This window comes from Flavobacterium sp. N2038, from assembly GCF_025947185.1.
GTDB lineage: Bacteria > Bacteroidota > Bacteroidia > Flavobacteriales > Flavobacteriaceae > Flavobacterium.
This window is the reverse complement of the sequence record NZ_CP110001.1, coordinates 166389-185362: the sequence shown is the minus strand read 5'-3', so window position 1 is coordinate 185362 and position 18974 is coordinate 166389. Positions and strand designations below refer to the sequence as shown.

Annotated in this window: 14 protein-coding genes and 1 pseudogene; 9 read left to right on the top strand and 6 right to left on the bottom strand. The window is 32.0% G+C overall.

Going from position 1 to position 18974, the window contains the following annotated elements:
* Positions 1 to 24 precede the first annotated feature (24 nt).
* The 4 genes from OLM51_RS00715 to OLM51_RS00700 all read left to right on the top strand — a co-directional run bounded on the left by OLM51_RS00715 (position 25) and on the right by OLM51_RS00700 (position 4390).
* The gene (locus tag OLM51_RS00715; RefSeq protein ID WP_264552518.1) at positions 25 to 1701 is read left to right on the top strand and encodes a peptide MFS transporter; all 1677 of its coding nucleotides are present in this window, start codon (positions 25 to 27) and stop codon (positions 1699 to 1701) included.
* A gap of 1 nt (position 1702) precedes the next feature.
* Positions 1703 to 3187 carry a peptide MFS transporter gene (locus OLM51_RS00710; RefSeq protein ID WP_264554259.1) on the top strand — a complete coding sequence of 495 codons (1485 nt, stop codon included), beginning with the start codon at positions 1703 to 1705 and terminating at the stop codon, positions 3185 to 3187.
* A 52-nt stretch (positions 3188 to 3239) separates the two neighbouring features.
* The gene (locus tag OLM51_RS00705; protein WP_264552517.1) at positions 3240 to 3716 is read left to right on the top strand and encodes a thioredoxin family protein; all 477 of its coding nucleotides are present in this window, start codon (positions 3240 to 3242) and stop codon (positions 3714 to 3716) included.
* A gap of 221 nt (positions 3717 to 3937) precedes the next feature.
* Positions 3938 to 4390: a thioredoxin family protein gene (locus OLM51_RS00700; protein ID WP_264552516.1), complete on the top strand. Its 453-nt coding sequence runs from the start codon at positions 3938 to 3940 to the stop codon at positions 4388 to 4390.
* A 21-nt stretch (positions 4391 to 4411) separates the two neighbouring features.
* Here the strand turns inward: OLM51_RS00700 and OLM51_RS00695 are convergent, their stop codons facing one another.
* From OLM51_RS00695 to surE, 5 genes are all read right to left on the bottom strand, one after another.
* Positions 4412 to 6445: a ComEC/Rec2 family competence protein gene (locus OLM51_RS00695; RefSeq protein WP_264552515.1), complete on the bottom strand. Its 2034-nt coding sequence runs from the start codon at positions 6443 to 6445 to the stop codon at positions 4412 to 4414.
* A gap of 49 nt (positions 6446 to 6494) precedes the next feature.
* Positions 6495 to 6980, bottom strand: coding sequence for a C40 family peptidase (locus OLM51_RS00690; protein ID WP_264552514.1), 486 nt, complete (start codon positions 6978 to 6980; stop codon positions 6495 to 6497).
* Positions 6981 to 6990: 10 nt separating this feature from the next.
* Positions 6991 to 8109 carry a lipid-A-disaccharide synthase gene (gene lpxB / locus OLM51_RS00685; RefSeq protein WP_264552513.1) on the bottom strand — a complete coding sequence of 373 codons (1119 nt, stop codon included), beginning with the start codon at positions 8107 to 8109 and terminating at the stop codon, positions 6991 to 6993.
* Between the two features lie 68 nt (positions 8110 to 8177).
* The gene (locus tag OLM51_RS00680; protein WP_264552512.1) at positions 8178 to 8450 is read right to left on the bottom strand and encodes a hypothetical protein; all 273 of its coding nucleotides are present in this window, start codon (positions 8448 to 8450) and stop codon (positions 8178 to 8180) included.
* Complete coding sequence (gene surE / locus OLM51_RS00675) at positions 8443 to 9222, bottom strand: 5'/3'-nucleotidase SurE (RefSeq protein ID WP_264552511.1); 780 nt, start codon at positions 9220 to 9222, stop codon at positions 8443 to 8445. The genes OLM51_RS00680 and surE overlap by 8 nt, the downstream gene beginning before the upstream one ends.
* Before the next feature lie 213 nt (positions 9223 to 9435).
* Between surE and OLM51_RS00670 the strand changes: the two genes are divergently transcribed.
* The 3 genes and pseudogenes from OLM51_RS00670 (at position 9436) to glsA (ending at position 13730) form a co-directional block, all read left to right on the top strand.
* Entirely contained in the window at positions 9436 to 11619 is a 2184-nt protein-coding gene (locus tag OLM51_RS00670) for a carboxy terminal-processing peptidase (protein ID WP_264552510.1), read from the top strand.
* A gap of 89 nt (positions 11620 to 11708) precedes the next feature.
* Positions 11709 to 12488: a DNA/RNA non-specific endonuclease gene (locus tag OLM51_RS00665; RefSeq protein WP_264552509.1), complete on the top strand. Its 780-nt coding sequence runs from the start codon at positions 11709 to 11711 to the stop codon at positions 12486 to 12488.
* A gap of 211 nt (positions 12489 to 12699) precedes the next feature.
* Positions 12700 to 13730, top strand: a pseudogene (glsA, locus tag OLM51_RS00660) (glutaminase A).
* 57 nt (positions 13731 to 13787) lie between these two features.
* On the opposite strand, the gene rpe reads toward glsA, so the two are convergent.
* Entirely contained in the window at positions 13788 to 14456 is a 669-nt protein-coding gene (rpe, locus tag OLM51_RS00655; protein WP_264552507.1) for a ribulose-phosphate 3-epimerase, read from the bottom strand.
* A gap of 249 nt (positions 14457 to 14705) precedes the next feature.
* On the opposite strand from rpe, the gene OLM51_RS00650 reads away from it, so the two are divergent.
* Positions 14706 to 16628 (top strand): transglutaminase domain-containing protein, encoded by a 1923-nt coding sequence (locus OLM51_RS00650; protein ID WP_264552506.1) that lies wholly within the window; start codon positions 14706 to 14708, stop codon positions 16626 to 16628.
* A 6-nt stretch (positions 16629 to 16634) separates the two neighbouring features.
* Positions 16635 to 18788 carry a hypothetical protein gene (locus tag OLM51_RS00645; protein ID WP_264552505.1) on the top strand — a complete coding sequence of 718 codons (2154 nt, stop codon included), beginning with the start codon at positions 16635 to 16637 and terminating at the stop codon, positions 18786 to 18788.
* Positions 18789 to 18974: the final 186 nt, after the last annotated feature.

Below are 18974 nucleotides of genomic sequence, written 5' to 3'. Positions count from 1 at the left end.
ACCTTTAATATAATAATGAATAATATGGGAGAAACTCAAGTAAAAACTGCGCATCCAAAAGGACTTTGGGTATTATTTGGAACGGAGATGTGGGAGCGATTCAATTTTTATGGAATGCGAGCGTTATTGACTTTATTTCTTGTAAACTCATTATTAATGAAGGAAGAAGAAGCTTCTTTAATTTATGGAGGTTTTCTGGGACTTTGTTATTTAACTCCAATGTTAGGAGGTTTTGTTGCCGATCGTTTTTTAGGAAACAGAAATTGTATCTTATTAGGTGGATTACTTATGGCAATTGGGCAATTGTTGTTGTTTACCAGTGGAAGTGTTTTTGAATCTAATTTAGGTTTGGCTAAAGTGATTATGTACTCTGCTTTAGGTGTTATTGTTTTTGGTAACGGATTCTTTAAACCAAACATTTCAAGTATGGTTGGAAGTTTGTATCCTAAACAGGAGAAAACAAAATTAGATAGTGCTTTTACTATTTTCTATATGGGAATTAATATCGGAGCTTTTTTAGGTCAGTCTATTTGTCCTTTGTTAGGAGATGTAAAAGATGCTGGCGGAATTAGAGATATTCATGCTTTTAGATGGGGATTCATGGCGGCTTCTGTTGCGATGTTGTTGGGAACAATTCTTTTTTACTTCTTGAAAAACAAATATGTAGTTTCTCCTGAAGGAAGACCATTAGGAGGTTTGCCTTCTAAAAATGAGGCTTCTGATTTTGAAGAAGGAGAAGCACAAAAAGCTAATTTTTCTAGTAAAGCTTTGTTGATTGCCGGATTAGCATTTGTTGGTTTAGGGTTCTTTTTTCACTATGTAGTAGGTCAGAATTTAATTTATACTTTAATTTATTCTAGTGGATTGTCGTTAGCGGGATTGATTATTTCTGATACCTCGTTAACTAAAGTTGAAAGAGATAGAATTATTGTAATCTATATCGTTTCGTTTTTTATCATTTTCTTCTGGGCAGCTTTCGAGCAAGCGGGTTCATCTTTAACATTTATTGCAGATAATCAAACAGATAGAAACTTCTTTGGCTGGCAAATGCCTCCATCAATGGTTCAGATTTTTAACGGATTATTTGTTGTTATCTTAGCAGTGCCTTTCAGTATTCTTTGGGATACTTTAAGAGCTAAAGGCAAAGAGCCGATTTCTCCAGTAAAATTAGCGGTAGGTTTAGTAGTAATTTCGATTAGTTTCTTTATGATCGCTACTCAGGTTTCGTACATTGGAACTTCAGGATTGTTATTAGTAAAATGGCTTATCTTGTTGTATTTCTTGAATACGTGTGCTGAGTTATGTTTGTCTCCAATTGGTTTGTCATTGGTTGGTAAATTATCTCCAAAACGTTTCGCTTCATTATTATACGGAGTATTTTTCTTGTCTAATGCGTCTGGTTATGCATTAGGGGGAACTTTGGGTTCTATCTTACCTGCAACGGGGGATAAATTTGCAAAAGCTAAAGAATTAGGAATTGATCTTCAGGCAGTTTTAGATAACAAAATTGTGCCAACTACGGAGCAATTATCTTTATTAGAAAAACACCAAATTAGTGCTCATAACCACTTTTTTGCCGGATTTGAAATACACAATTTATATGAGTTCTTTATGGTATTTGTAGTGCTTACAGGTATTGCGGCAATTATCTTATTTGCTTTGACTCCATTCTTGAAAAAAATGATGCATGGTGTTAGATAATATGGAACATAAAATTACTTTAGACGAAATTCAAAATTTTGAAGGTAAATACCCAAAACAATTGTGGTATTTGTTTTTAGTTGAAATGTGGGAGCGTTTTTGCTTCTACGGAATGAGAGGGGTTTTAGCAGTTTTCATGGTAGATCAATTAGGTTTGGTTGAAGGAAAAGCAAATCTTCAATATGGTGCTGTACAGGCTTTTGTTTATGCTTTTACATTTATTGGGGGAATTTTTGCTGATAAAGTTTTAGGTTTTAAAAAGTCGCTTCTTTTTGGAGGAATCGTTATGATTTTGGGGAATTTGCTTATTGCTGCAAATCCGCATGATTTCTTTTATTACGGAATAACGCTTTCTATTATTGGAACAGGTTTTTTTAAGCCAAATGTTTCTTCAATGGTAGGTGAATTGTATCATGAAAATGACACACGCCGTGACGCAGGTTACGGATTGTTTTATGCGGGAATTAATATTGGCGGAATGCTAGGAGGAGCTATTCCTATTTATTTAGGGAAAAATTATTCATGGAGTTTGTGCTTCCTTTCTGCTGCAATTGTTATGATTATTGGGGTTATAACATTTCTTTTGACTAAAAAACATCTTGCTCCAATAGGAAATTCTCCATTAGAAAAACAGACACCTAAAAAACGCAGTCTTTACGAAATTGCAGTTTATGCTGGTTCAATACTGGTAATTCCACTTGTTTACATAATGGTTATAAATTCTGATTATACAGAGTATTTTATGTATACGATAGGGATTTTGGCATTAGTATATTTTATATATGAATTAATAATGATTAAAGAAGGAAAACAGCAACTTAAGCTGTTGGCGGCATTTATCTTTATTTTTGCGTATTTTATGTTTATGGCTATTTCTGAACAATCAGGAGGCTCGTTGTCATTATTTGCAAAAGACAATTTATCAAGCAATTTGTTGTTTTTTAATATTGATCCAAACGTGGTGAATAATAGTATAAATTCTATGTATGTAATTATCTTTAGTCCACTTGTTGGATTGTTGTGGATATATATGGCGAAGCGAAAAATTGAGCCAAATACGATTATTAAATTTAGTTTGTCATTCCTTTTATTAGCGGCGGGATTCTTTATTTTTTATGCTGCAAGATTTTTTGTTAATAAAGACGGGTTAAGTTCTCTAGATGTTTTTGCTTTAGGATACCTTCTATATACACTTGGAGAATTATGTATTGGTCCAATCGGAATGTCTGTAATTACTAAGTTGTCTCCAAAAAGATTATTTGGTATGATGATGGGGTTATGGTTTTTATCTAGTGCATTTGGGCAGTTTGCTGCTGGAAAATTAGGAGCTGAAATGTCAAATGCAAATACTGGAACTACTTTAATGTCTAAGTTGATTGCTTATACTGATGGTTATTATCAATTGGCAATTTATGCGGTAGTTGCTGGTGTTGTTTTCATAATTGCTATGCCGTTGATTAAAAAATTAATGCAAGAAGTAAAATAGGACGTATTTAGCGACTCATTTTTTACTTAAATTTGTGAAAAATATAAACATTATGAAAAGAATATTTCTAGTAGCGTTATTTTTTGTTGGAGCACTTGCAGCACAGGCTCAGGACAAAGAACTGAAATGGTATACAGATGTAAAGGAAGCGATTACAGTAAGTAATAATGTACATAAGCCATTGTTGATGTTTTTTACCGGAAGCGATTGGTGCGGATGGTGTATTCGTTTGCAAAATGAGGTTTTGAAAACACCTGAGTTTAAAAAATGGGCTACAGATAATGTTGTTTTAGTTGAGCTGGATTATCCGCGAAGAACAGCGCAGTCTCCAGAATTAAAAAATCAGAATAACGAATTGCAGCAAGCTTTCGGGATTCAGGGATTTCCAACAATTTATTTTACAAGCGCAGAATCTAAAGACGGAAAAGTTAATTTTAAAGGGCTTGGTCAGACAGGTTATGTTGCTGGTGGGCCAACAGCATGGTTAACAGTTGCAAACGGAATTGTAAATCCTCCTAAGAAGTCTTAAGAAATTAGAATATAGAAAGAAAAAAGCTCCTTGTGCAAAATGTACAAGGAGTTTTTTTATGCTTTAGTAAGAAAAAGTTTTCTTTAATTTGGGTAAATTATGTATTTGATATTTTATTGTTTGTAAAAAAACATATTATGTATTTTTTGTATTAATAAAAATTGGATAATTAAAATATAATGTTAATTTCGTCTTGCTATTCTAACCAAAACCAATATAGTATGACTAAAAAATTACTTATCCTACTGTTCTTTTTTGGTTCATTTTTTATGAAGGCACAGAATTTAGTTTGGAGAACAAACATGACTGATGCTATTGCAATAAGTAATGAACAAAGAAGACCAATGTTAATTTTGTTCACTGCCTCAGGTGTACCAGAAAATCTTCAGAATGAAATATTTAAAACCCCGGATTTTGCCGTGTGGTCACGTGATAATGTTATTCTGGTAAAATTGGATCTATCTGACAGTTCTGCTTCTGATAGTGACAAAGAACAAAATATTAAACTTAAAAATGCCTTTGGAGTTGAAGAGTTGCCGGAAGTTTGTTTTGCAAGTGCTTCTATTCGAAAAAGTAAAACGACCTTTAATGCTTTAGGAAAATTATCCTATAAGCCTGGCGGAGCAAAGGCATGGATTGCAGAATCAAACGCAATTTTGCATCCAAGTGAATGAAAACTGTTGAATTAGATTATATTAATTTAATTTGTAGAATCCCTTTTCGGCTGTAGCATGAAAAGGGATGTTTTTTTTGATGCACGTTGTTTTCCAGCTTTTTTGGATCGCATACGAATTTGAAGCATCAGCAATCACAATTTTTGGATGAATATCTTTAAGGACACGTTCTAAATTTACCTTAGGGTTTTGAATTAATAGCAAAATATCCGGTTGAATTTTAGTGCTGTAAATCCCGGTGCTGTCAATTATGAAAATCTTGCTGCCTTTATAAAAAAATAAGTTGCGCATTTTATTTACGGCTTTAAGTTGACCGTAATTCCCAACTATATAATTATTTAATGTACTGTTTTTTGATTCGTTCAGAATAAGTTTATCATCCGAAAAAACTATAATTTTTTTGCCTGTTTTTTCGCTAATAAGTGTTTTTCCTTTTGTATTGTAAACAATTAGTTCTTGCTGATTTTCTATTTCTTTTTTTGTGATGATGAAAGAAAGCTGCAATAAAATTATGGTTATTAACACAAAGACAAGTTTGTTAAAGGTTGGTTTAAGAAACCAAATTATATTCGAGATAATAAAAAGGTAAAATGCAACTAGATAATAAAAATTAAAGCTGATATCTAGTATAACAAAGGATTCAAATGACGCTACGTAATGAATAATTTCGTTTAACAGATAGATACTTTTTTCAAAAATTAAAACTAGAAATTCAGGCGGCGAAGTAAAAATGGCAAAAATCATAACGATAATTCCTGCAATCATTATGAAAGACAAAACCGGAATTATTGCAATATTGGTCACAAAGAAAAGCCCGGGAAACTGATGAAAATAATATAAACACAAAGGAAATGCGCCAATTTGTGCTGCAAATGAAACAGTCAGGGCATCCCAAATATAAATAAGAAATTTACTTTTAGGGGACCAAATAGTTTTTAGTAAAGGTTGCAGCCAAATAATGAAAAATAAGGCGATATAACTTAATTGAAATCCAACATCAAATAGAAAGTAAGGTTCAAATAATAATATTAGAAAAAGAGAAACTAGTAATGTATGATAAATGTTTCCGCTTCGTCTAAGATGGTCTCCTGTGGCAACAAAAGAAAACATAACTACAGAACGTAATACAGACGGAGATAGGCCTGAAATTACTGCAAATGCACCTAATGAAATTAAAATACTAAAGAGTTTTATAAAAGAACCTTTTCGGGTGTTTGGAATAGGTTTTAAAATAAAGTTAATAAACAGCATTATGAAACCCACATGCAAACCCGATACGGATAAAATATGTGTGGCACCAGAATATTGATAATCCTGAATAATTTCTGATGAGATTTCTTGTTGTTGTCCCAGAATTAGTGCCAGTGCAACATTCATTTCAGCAGCATTGAAATGTGCCTTTTTTAGATTTTCGATAATGCGCCTGTGCAAGCATCCTGAATAATACCAGATATCTTTTTTTAGTTTTTTATTAATGCCTATTTCTGATTTGTTTATATATATCTGAGCAAATATTTGTCTGTCTGCTAGGTACTTACTATAATCAAATTGATTGGGATTTTTGCTTGGGCTATTGTGTTGTAAAGTTGTTTTTACTTTGATAATGTTTCCAATAATAATTGGGTTTAAGCTGTCTTTAGCTACGTTTATAATGATTTTTCCGTGATAATTTTCATTGTTAATTTCGTTTATCAATGCGGTGTATCGATCGTTATAGGAATTGCTTTTAAGCTTTTCCCGTACCGTAAATGTGATATGGTGAGGAGTTTCGAAAGCCTTACTACAATGTATGTAATTAGATTTTTGAAGCGAATCGGTATGAAATAATAAAGTTAATACACCAAGAAAAAATGAGGTGTAATACGTGGCAGCTCCAAAAAAAGGAATGATTTTATTGTGTTTTCTGGCAATGAAACATGAAGTTGCAAAAAGAATCGCTCCAATTGAAAAAGCAAAAACAGCAAGAAAAAGAGATGGCATTAAATAATAAGCCATTATTATGCCGGCAAGAAACCAAACTGTAATTTTGGCTAAAGGGAAATCTAATACTTTCATGTTCTAAAAGTATTGAAATTTTGTAAGAAAAAAGAATCAAAAAAAATATTTATTCGATAATTCTGTTTATCTGAGCAAATGAATTTTGATAATAAGGCTCTTTGGTAGAGGAGATAATAACGCCTTTTGAGGTCGATGAATGTACAAATTTGATTTCATTTGAGCTTACTTCAGTAATAAGTCCAACGTGATTAATTTGTTTGCTTTTGTTAGTTTTAAAAAATATTAAATCTCCTTTTTGAGCATCTTTCATTGGGATTACTACTCCAATTTTTGCTTGTTCAAATGAACTTCGGGGTAGTTTTATATTTTCTGATTCAAAAGTGGTAAAAACTAATCCTGAACAATCGTAACCGCTTTTTGTTGTACCACCAGCTTTATAACGAACACCAATATTATCCGTTGCAGTTTCAATTAGATGATTGACAACATATTTGTTTTCCCGTTTAGATTCCTTCTTAGTTGTTACAGCCGAAGTAGATTTGCAGGAAGCAAAAAAGAGGATAAAAAACAGTAAAGCGATTATTCTTTTCAAAATCAAAAAATTAAATTTGTTTTAAATCGGCTACAATAAGTTTCGCTGTTTTTTTGCTGGCACCAACTCCGCCTAATTTTTGTTCCAGAATATCATAATTCTTCAATAATTTTTCGCGAGAAGCGGGCTCTAATAATTTTTGAAGTTCTTCTTTAATACGTTTCGTGTTGCATTCATTTTGAATCAATTCAGTTACAACTTCCTGATCCATAATTAAATTGACAAGCGAAATGTATTTAAGTGTAATAATACGTTTTGCAATTTGATATGAAATAGAACTTCCTTTATAGCAAACCACTTCGGGAACTTTAAAAAGTGCCGTTTCTAAAGTTGCTGTTCCGGAAGTAACTAAAGCTGCAGTAGAAGAACGCAATAAATCATATGTTTTATTCGAAACAAATGCGATATTTTGGTTTTTTATAAACTGCTGATAAAATTCGTAATCCTGACTTGGTGCGCCTGCAATGACAAATTCGTAATCCTGAAAATCATCAACAACACTAAGCATTACGCTTAGCATTTTTATTATTTCTTGTTTACGGCTTCCCGGTAAAAGCGCAATAATTGGTTTGTCTCCCAATTTGTTTTCTTTTCTAAAAACAGTTTCGTCAAAAGGAGGTTGATTCTGAATGGCATCAATTAAAGGATGTCCAACAAAATCTACAGGAAAGCCATGTTTATCTTCATAGAAACTTTTTTCAAAAGGAAGAATAACAAACATTTTATCTACATCATGTTTTATTGCCTTGATTCTGTTTTCTTTCCAGGCCCAAATTTGCGGAGAAATATAATAATGAGTTTTGTAATTGAGTTCTTTTGCCCACTTTGCAATACGCATATTGAAGCCGGGATAATCAATAAAAATTAAAACGTCCGGTTTAAATTCGGAAATATCTTTTTTGCAAATTTTGATATTGTTCAGAATGGTTTTTAAGTTAAAAAGAACTTCAACAAACCCCATAAAAGCCAATTCGCGATAGTGTTTTACTAACGTTCCGCCGGCTTTCTGCATTAAATCACCACCCCAAAATCGAATCTCAGCCTGAGGATCTTCTTCGTATAAAGCTTTCATTAAATTAGAACCATGCAAATCTCCGGAAGCCTCTCCAGCTATGATGTAATATTTCATATTGATTTTTTTGAAAGTGTGTTACAATTATTGAACACGATATTTTTTTTGCAGAACAAAGATAGGATTTAAATAAATAAAGTCGAAATCGCCAGAACAATCACGGCAAAAACAACCCCTCTGGCCATTAATTCCTTGTTTCTTTTTAGGAGAAACAGAAACAAAATCAAATCCAAAACAGTTCCCAAAGTAATTACTTTACCCAGATAGCCGTATTGTTTTATGGTTTGAATTCCATTTGAAAGGTCAAACGAAGTAAAAAGTTTAATGAAAAGATAACTTCCAATAAGAGAAGTGATAATTCCGATTATAAAACCAATAAGTATGTCTAATTTATTCATTTAATTTCCAGGTATTAAGTTGTTGCATTGAATGATGAGCGGTTAAATCAAATTGAACAGGAACAACAGAAATATAACCATTTTCGAGAGCCCATTCGTCTGTGTCTTCTCCTTTGTCTTCATTTGTGAATTTTCCGGTAAGCCAGTAATAGTCTTTTCCGAAAGGAGTTTGTCTTTTGTCAAATTTTTGAGCATAATAAGCTTTTGCCTGACGACAAATTTTTATTCCTTTTATTTCGTTTTCTTTCAATTTCGGAAAATTTACATTTAGAACGACACCTGCAGGTAATTTATTGGCCAGAGTTTCTAAAGTGATTTTTTTTACGAATGATTTTATAGGTTCAAAATCGGCATTCCAGTCAAAATCCAGTAAAGAGAAACCAATTGCCTGGATTCCCTCTATTCCCGCTTCAACAGCAGCACTCATTGTTCCGGAATAAATTACATTAATCGAAGAGTTGGAGCCATGATTTATTCCTGAAACACAAAGATCGGGTTTTCGTTTTAATATCTCGTTTACTGCCAGTTTTACGCAATCGACAGGAGTTCCGGAACAGCTGTATTCGGTAACAGTATCATCGTCTTTTGAAATTTTATCGAGAAATAAGGTGTTATTTATGGTTATAGCATGTCCCATGGCACTTTGAGGTTTATCAGGAGCGACAACCACAACTTCACCAATAGTTTCCATTACACTTATTAAAGCTCTGATTCCCGGTGCCAGAATTCCATCGTCATTAGTTACTAATATTAGTGGTTTTTCGTCTTTCATGCTATCAGGTCTATTTTTTTATTGTCAAAATTAAGGCTTGTTTTGGCAAATGTAGTAACAGATTTTGGTAGAATACTAACAAATAAATAAAAATTGTAAACTAAATCTTAGAAGACTTTTGAGCACCAAACTATTTTATATCTTTAACAAAAAATTATAGTGAGCTTGGCTTTGTTGGCACAGTTTTTACCGTAACTTAGATTAAAAAATTTGATGAATGCTATTATTAAGTTTATGAAAAGAAATTATAAAATACTTATAGCCGTATTATGCCTGTCAGTTACCTTGTTTGCATTTAAGCTAAATGCAGATAAGTCACAGGATCCGGACCCAAACAGAGATAAAACACTTTTAGAATTGCTTGCGTTTGTTATTGAAAAAGGACATTATCATCCTGCTGAAATCAACGATGAATTTTCTAAAGGAATTTTTAAAGATTATATAGATGCGCTTGATCCTTCGAAGCGATTTTTTCTTCAGTCTGATATCGATGAATTCAAGCAGTACGAATTACAGCTTGATGATCAGTTTTTAAACAAAGACTTAACGTTTTTTAATCTTACATATACAAGATTAATGAAACGTATGGAAGAAAGTAAAAAACGTTATAAAACGATTTTAGCTCAGCCATTTAATTATACTGTTGATGAGACTTTTAATGCTGATTACGATAAGTTACCATATGCAAAAAATGCTGTTGAAATAAATGAAAGATGGAGAAAACAAATTAAATTGTCTACTCTTTCTTCACTGGTAACAAAGCAAAAATTAGAAGAAGATAAAAAGAAGACAGATCCTGCATACAAGGAGAAATCTTTTGAAACATTAGAAAAAGAAACACGTGAAAGCTCTTTGAAATCTTTAGATGACAATTTTAGTCTGATAAAAGATCTGAATACAGAAGATTGGTTTTCTGTTTATGTTAACTCGATCATGACTCGTTTTGATCCTCATACAAGTTATTTTGCTCCTGAAGAAAAAGATCGTTTTGATGTTAATATCAGTGGTAAATTAGAAGGTATTGGTGCCCGATTGACCAAGAAAAATGATTTTACTCAAATTGATGAATTGATTTCAGGCGGACCAGCATGGAAAGGAAAACAACTTGAGGCAGGTGATTTAATTTTGAAAGTAGCACAAGGAAACGAAGAACCAGTTGATGTGGTTGGAATGCGTCTTGATGATGTTGTGAAAAAAATTAAAGGGCATAAAGGAACAGAAGTAAAACTTACTGTTAAAAAAGTTGACGGAAGTATTAAGGTTATTTCTATTATAAGAGATGTAGTTGAAATAGAAGAAACGTATGCAAAATCTAGTGTTGTTGAAAGAAACGGATTGAAATACGGAGTAATTTATTTACCTAAATTCTATATCGATTTTGAGAATAAAGATGGTCGCGATGCCGGAAAAGATATTGCTCTTGAAGTAGAAAGACTGAAAAAAGAGGATATTAATGGTATCGTACTTGATGTTCGTGATGATGGTGGTGGATCTTTGTCTACAGTTGTTGATATCGCTGGATTGTTTATTCAGGAAGGACCAATTGTTCAGGTGAAATCAGCCGGAATGAAGAAAGAAGTTTTATACGATAAAGACAAAAAAATAGAGTGGGACGGACCATTAGTAATTATGGTTAATAGCTTCTCTGCTTCGGCTTCAGAAATTTTGGCTGCTGCAATTCAGGATTACAAACGTGGTGTAATCATTGGTAGTAAACAAACTTATGGTAAAGGAACAGTACAAACGGTATTAGATTTAAATCAGTTTGTTAGAAATGCAAACTATGGAGATCTTGGTGCTTTAAAAATTACCGGACAAAAATTCTATAGAATTAACGGAGGTTCAACTCAGTTAGAAGGAGTTCATAGTGATGTGGTTATGCCAGATCGTTATGCTTACCTGAAAATGGGTGAACGTGATATTGATAATGCAATGCCTTGGGACAAAATTGATCCGGCAGATTACAGCACATGGACCTCTAATGAAAAATTTGCTCAGGCAATTAATAATAGCAGAAACAGAATTGCAAATAACGATCAGTTTAAATTGATTGAAGACAACGCAAAATGGATTGATATTAAAAACAAAGAGAATACTTATAGTTTAAATATTAAGAACTTTAAAGCAACTCAGGAACAGGTAGAGAATGAAGGTAAAAAATACAAGCCAATTGCCGATTACAAAAACAATCTGGTTTTTAAATCATTGCCTTATGAAGAACTTGAAATGAATAATGATGCTACTTTAAAAGAAAAAAGAGAAGCTTGGCATCAGGCATTATCAAAAGACGTTTATGTAGAAGAAGCATTAAATGTTTTAGATGATTTGCAGACAAAAAGTTATGTAAAAAATACAGTTACTCCTAAAATGAAAAAGGATAAATTGGTAAAATCTTAGTTCGACAAAGAATTAATTTGTTATTAAAACGCTCCATAGATTTAAAATTTATGGAGCGTTTTTTTGTAAGTTTATTAAAAATAAAGTAGATGAAGAATTATATTGTCTTAGGTTTGATTGGTTTTGTATTGTTTTCCTGTAAAAAAGAAAATATTGAAACGAAGATAGAGGAGGAAAAACAAACGTCTTTTACATCAGTGCAAAACAGTACTGATTCTTTATACACAGTTGCATATTTGCCAACTTCAACAACGGGACAAATTGTAAAGCACAAGTATTATACACTTTCGTATAATGAAAAATTTGAGCAGGCTGAGTGGGTTGCTTATGAATTAAAAAAGGATTATTTGAAGAATAAGGATTATAAGCGTCCGTATTTTATTGAAGATCCAAAAGTAACAACGGGTTCGGCAGACTGGAGAAACTATAAAAAATCCGGGTATGATAAAGGACATCTTTGTCCGGCTGGTGACATGGAGTTCAATGAGGATACCTATAATGATACATTTTACACCTCAAATATTTCGCCTCAAAAACATGATTTCAACAGCGGAATCTGGAATAGAATAGAGCAAAAAACACGTTATTGGGCTGGGAAATATAATGATATTTATGTTGTAACAGGCGGGATTTTGAAAGATTCTGATAAAAAAATCGGAACAGAAAAAGTTTCTGTCCCAGAGTATTTTTATAAAATTGTTGTGGCTAAATCCGGAAAAGAACACAAAGCAATTGCTTTTCTGGTTCCAAATGAAGACAGTGATAAGCCTATTTATGATTTTGTAGTTCCTATCGAAACGTTAGAGAAAATGACCGGAATTGATTTCTTTCCGAATCTAAAAAACTTAAAAACTAGTAAGAGCTTTTAATTGTAATTATTCAATCCACTATAAAAAGAGTAGAAAACAGGAATATGTTCAGTTGTCTTTTAAGTATGATTTCTTCTTTTTTTGTTTTAAAAGGGGATAAATCGCTGATAATATTTGTTTTGTATATATTGAAGAAAATGTTCCACTACGAAAAAATTATGGGTAATTTTGTTTGCCCTATTTAAGAGGCAAACATTAAATAAAAACTATCATGGATTACATTTTTTTTAGAATAAAACAACAAAATATTTTTGCTGTTTTGATGATTATTTTCACTATAAACCAGGGCTATAGCCAAAAAACGTTAACGAAGCAAAATATAGAAAAAGTTTTAAACGATGCCTACAATAAATTTAAAGATTTAAATGAAGGTAAAAATGCTGACTATATTAAAGAACTTGCGAATGTAGATCCCAATATTTTTGGTATTGCGATAGTCACTACAGATGGAACTGTATATACTAAAGGTGATATAAATTCTATGGTTTCTATACAAAGTATATCAAAAGTATTTACAATGGCAAAGGTAATTGAAGATTATGGCCCTCAGGTTTTGCAAGAAAAAATAGGTGTAGATGCGACCGGATTGCCATTTAATTCTATTGTAGCCGTAGAAATGCATAAAGGAGATAAAATTAATCCACTTGTAAATCCCGGTGCGATTGCTGCAACAAGCCTTGTGAAAGGGAATGATTCAATAGCAAAATGGAAAGAAATTATGAAAATCCAAAGTGATTTTGCAGGAAGACAACTTTCTATAAACCGCCCGGTATATGTAAGTGAGGCTAGTGATAATTTACGTAATCAGGCTATAGCGCATTTGTTGTTGGCATACGACAGAATGTATTTTGATCCAGTACAATCTACTGATATTTATACCAAACAATGCGCATTGAATGTAAATGTAAAAGATCTTGCTACCATGGCGGCTACACTTGCAAATGGGGGTGTGAATCCTGTTACAAAGAATAAAGTTGTGAGTCAGACAACGATTATGTATACTTTGCCAGTAATGGCAACTGCCGGTCTTTATGATAATTCGGGTATTTGGTTGTTTAATTCTGGTCTTCCGGCAAAGAGTGGTGTTGGAGGAGGAATGTTGACAGTGTGCCGGGTAAATTTGGAATAGCTGTTATTTCACCTCCCTTAGATAAATTTGGCAACAGTTTGAAAGCACAAAAAGTGATTCAGTATATTGTGGAACAGCTTAAAGTGAACCCATATTGGATTGAACCTAAGTAAGGTTCAGGTTTAAATGTGATATTAGAAGAAAGCCCAAAATTATTTGGGCTTTCCTTTTTATTTAGAAAAAGTAGTCAGAGTTTTTAATTCTGCTACAGTTTGTGTAGGGTTTTCGGCTTTAAAAACAAAACTCCCGGCAACCAAAACATCTGCTCCGGCTTCTACTAACTGTTTTGCATTTTTACTGGTTACACCACCGTCAATTTCAATTAATGTTGAAGCATTTTTGCGTGTAATCAAAGCCTTTAGTTTAGCAACTTTAGCATAAGTGTTTTCAATAAACGACTGGCCCCCAAAACCTGGATTAACACTCATAATACAAACTAAGTCAATATCATTTATAACGTCTTCTAATAAGTCGATATTAGTGTGTGGGTTAATGGCAACTCCAGCTTTCATTCCTTCAGCTTTAATAGCTTGTAAAGTTCTGTGTAAGTGTGTGCAGGCTTCGTAGTGTACGGTAAGACCATTGGCTCCTAAGTCTGCAAAAGTTTTGATATATCGATCCGGATCAATGATCATTAGATGCACATCAATATATTTTTTTGCATGTTTTGAAATGGCTTCTAAAACCGGCATTCCGAAAGAGATATTCGGAACAAAAACTCCGTCCATAATATCAATGTGAAACCAGTCAGCCTGGCTGTTGTTAATCATTTCGATATCACGCTGTAAATTAGCAAAATCAGCTGCAAGAACAGAAGGAGCAATAAGTGTATTTTTCATTATGTAGTTGTGTGTTGTTTTTGCAAAGATAAATTTTTAAGCGCAATCGCGATAGCTATCGGGAGCAAAGATTTTTGTAAAGTTTTCATAAGTTTATATACGCTGCGTTTTGCCAAATTTATTTGTAATGTAATAAAAATTTGCCCTTATTTTAATTATAAAAAACAAGAAGGAATTTAGTAAATCAAAAGATAAGAAATAAGTGATTCGTATGGGTTTTTTTGTAAATTGCGACAAATAATCCTACTAATGAAAATACCTTTACTTTCAATTATTACTTTTTTTTTATCTGCAAACATGCTCTATGGACAAAAAGCATTAGACCCTACACCAGAAGACATTCAATTAGCAAAATCACTTAGAGAAAAATATGCTAAAGATGATGTTGTCATTTTAGAAAGTAAAGAAAATATAACCTTTGAACTTAACAAGAGCGATGCTAAAGTTGTGGTTAAAAATTCTACCAGAGAAGTCTTAATGAATATTAATCATAGAGCTGATATTAATAAATATGAGTTTTATGATAATGAATCATCGATTGAAAGTTTTATTCTGAAATATAGAAATCAAAAAAATACCGGTTTTGAGATAAAAGATCAGTTTTACAAGGACAATGATTTGTTTTACAATGATGCCCGTGTAAAGTATATGAATGTAGATTTTCCGGTTCAGGGTTATTCCTATATTTATGAGCTTGAGAAAAAATATAGTGATATTAAATATTTTACCTCTTTGTATTTTAATGATGAGTATCCGGTTATCAAAAAAGAGATTACAGTTACAGTTCCGGATTGGTTAAGTTTAGAATTAAAGGAATTTAATTTTGAAGGGAAAGCTGTTTCTAAAACGGAAAAACGTGACGATAGAAATGGTGCTACAATTTACACCTATATTTTGGAAAATGTTGATGCTTTTTATAAAGAAAAAAGAACGCCGGGAAGAAGTTATATCTATCCGCATGTTCTGGTTATTGCAAAATCATTTAAGTATAAAGATAAGGAGACAATGCTTTTTAATTCGACGGCAGATTTATATAAATGGTATAAATCATTAGTAGATTCTATGAAAGATGATACGAGCCTGCTGGCTGCTAAAGTTACAGAATTGACAGCTTCAGCAAAAACGGATGAAGAAAAAATCAAGAATATATATTACTGGGTACAGGATAATATCAGATACATAGCGTTTGAAGACGGAATTGCCGGTTTTAAACCAGACGAAGCACAAAATGTTTTTGAAAAAAGATATGGTGATTGCAAAGGAATGGCAAACCTTAGTAAACAAATGCTAAAATTAGCAGGATTTGACGCCAGACTTACCTGGATTGGTACTAAACATATTTTGTATGATTATACAACACCTTCTCTTGCGGTTGATAATCATATGATTTGTACGTTGTTTTATAAAGGTAAAACCTATTTTATAGACGGTACAGAGAAGTATAATTCTTTTGGAGAAGATGCAGAAAGAATTCAAAATAAGGAAGTATTGATTGAAGATGGAGATAAATTTATTATTAAGAAAGTTCCGGTTTCGGGAAGCGAATTAAATAAAGAAATTTATAATGCCAGATTAATCGTTGATAATGATAAATTGAGCGGTAGCTGTTCTAAAACCTATTCAGGTGAAAGTAAAACGGAATTTTTAAATATTTTTAATTCTTTTGAAAATAATAAAAAAGGTGAGACTCTAGAAAAATACCTTTCCGGAAATGATAAAAATATTACGGCCAGCAATATTAAAACTTCAGATTTAAAAAACAGAGATTTGAAACTTTCTTTGAATTATGATTTAGATGTTCAAAATAAAGTTTCAAAATTTGATAATGATATTTTTGTAGACTTAGCTTACATGGATGAATATAAAAATTTTGAATTTAAAGACAGAAAAACAAATTACGAACTCAATTATAAAACAAATTACGAATCTAATGTCGTTCTGGAGATTCCTGCTGGATATAAACTGAGTAAACTACCTGAAAATCTAAACGTAAATGAAGAAGATTTCAGTATTCTGATTTCTTTTAAACAGGTTGGCAAAGACATTGTTTACAAGAAACAATTTGTGTTTAAAAATGCTGTGCTGAAAACGGCCGATATGGCAAAATGGAATGACTTCAATAAAAATCTTAAAACAATTTATAACCAACAAATAATTTTTACCAAATCATAAAACAGCATGAATAGAATACTACTTATTTTCTTTATTACAATTTGTTTCTCATCTTATTCACAGGATAAAACCGAAGTAAAAGATTTCTTTTGGGGGAAATCAGATACTTTTAAAACGGTGACCAAAACACCAGATAAATGGAAAAATGAATCAGCCGTTATTATTTATAAATATGAATATTATGATTACCATAATTCTGGCGTAAAAGTAGTGTATACAAGCGCTTTTAGACAAAGAATAAAACTTCAGGACGAAACTTCTGTCAAAGAATTTTCTGAATTCTCATTCAAAGACAAGTTTAGAACTACAAAAGGATACAGTTATAAAGAAGGAACAACATTTTTAGGAATTAAAATTGTTAAACCAAACGGAGATGAGATTGAAGTTGATGTCAATAAAGACGCAAAGAAGGTTGATGATCAGAAAAAAATAGCCATAAATAGTCTGGAAATAGGAGATGTTATAGATTATTATTACTATTCTTATGAGCCTTTTGCTAGTGAAATTCAAAGTTTTGATCCAGTTGAGAATACATTAGGAGATGTTTATCCTATTATGAATAGAAAAATGAAATTCTTGGTAGAAGAGGATTTTTACGTGAGTTTTAATACATACAATGGAGCTCCCGAATTAAAAGAAGTTAGTTCTGGAAAAAAGCATACTAAATCATACGAATTATCGGCTCATGATATTGATAAAAATGAATTTCCAAGATGGTTTTATCCTTTAGTAGAACTGCCATGTTATAAATTTCAGGTGTTTTTCTCAAGAAAATCTGGTAATGCTACACCTGCTTATGCAGATGTTTTTCTGCCAAAAGATCGTAATACTTTTAGAAAAACAGTTAATAAAGATGATATCTTCGATGCTTATGAAAAGAAATTTCATGCTGTTTTTGATTTAGATGAAACGCTAAAGTTCTTGAAAGGAAAAACCTTTGAAAATGAAGAAGAAAAAATAAAAGCAGTTTACTTATTTGCCAGACATCAGTATTTTACACAGTATATTGAATCGGCAGTAATTAAAGAGGCGGATATTTTTAATTCGTACGCGATGTATAAAAATCCTAATTTCTTTGCTAACGAAATGTCGTTTATTTACTATTTCATGGCGTATATGAAAGAGTTTAAAGTCGATTACAACATTATACTGGCCACGGCCAGGAACAATGGTTCTCTGGATGATTTATTAATTCAAAAAAACCTGACTCCGTTATTGCGGATCAATACACCAAATCCTTTATATCTTGAATATTGTGATCCTTATACCATACCTGGAACAATTAATTATAATCTGGAAAATACAAAAGGGTATATAATGGACTACGTTAATAATAGGAATATTGCAAATGTAGAGGAAGTGAATTTACCGTCAACTACAGTTAAAGATAATGTTGCAAAAGTAGTTACGAATGTATCAATGGGCTCTGATTTGTCTAACCTGAATGTTAAAAGATCATCATCGTTTTATGGGCATTTCAAGAGTGATGAACAAAGAGAGAAATTGAAGTTTTATGATTATGTAGATGAAGATTATCAAAAATATGGAACAGAAAGAGTTATTGATAAAGTAGGGAGTAAAAGCAAGCGCGAACAATATACCAAGGAGTTTGATGCTCTGAAAAACAAATTAAGAGATATACAGAAAGAAGATGAGAAAAAATCTCTTTCGGGAGAATTTGATTTTGAGATTGAAAACCCAATTATTAAAATTACAAATACGGGTAGATATGGCGATAATTCACCAGTTTCGTATGAGGAAGAATTTGAAATAAAGAACAATTTTATAAAAAAAGCGGGCGAAAATTATATTGTTGAAATTGGAAAAATGCTGACCAATCAGGTTGAAATTGACAAAAAAGAAGCAGGTCGAAAAAACAATGTATACATGCCATTTCCGAGAGCTTTTGAAAATGAAATTGTTTTTGAAATTCCTGCGGGATATAAAATTTCAGGAATCGAAAAATTAAATAAAAATGTTCAAAATTCAACGGGGGAATTTATTAGTGTGGCTTCTTTAGAAGATAATAAACTGATAATTAAGGCCACAAAAAAATACAATAACTACTACGAGCCTAATGCAAATTGGAGTAAAATTATAGCATTCTTAGAAGCGGCATATCAATTTACTCAGGAAAAAGTCATGCTTAAAAAACAGTAGGCTTTAACTTCTTAGCCTTAAAAGTATTTGGTTTTTGATGTTTTGAGTATTTACAGAAATATCTTTAAATAAAAAACTCCGGTAATCAGCCGGAGTTTCAATCATCAATCAAAAAACGAACAGTCAATCAAACTGTTGTTTGCTTTAAAATTCCAAATATTATAATTTTCGAATAAAATTCCAAAT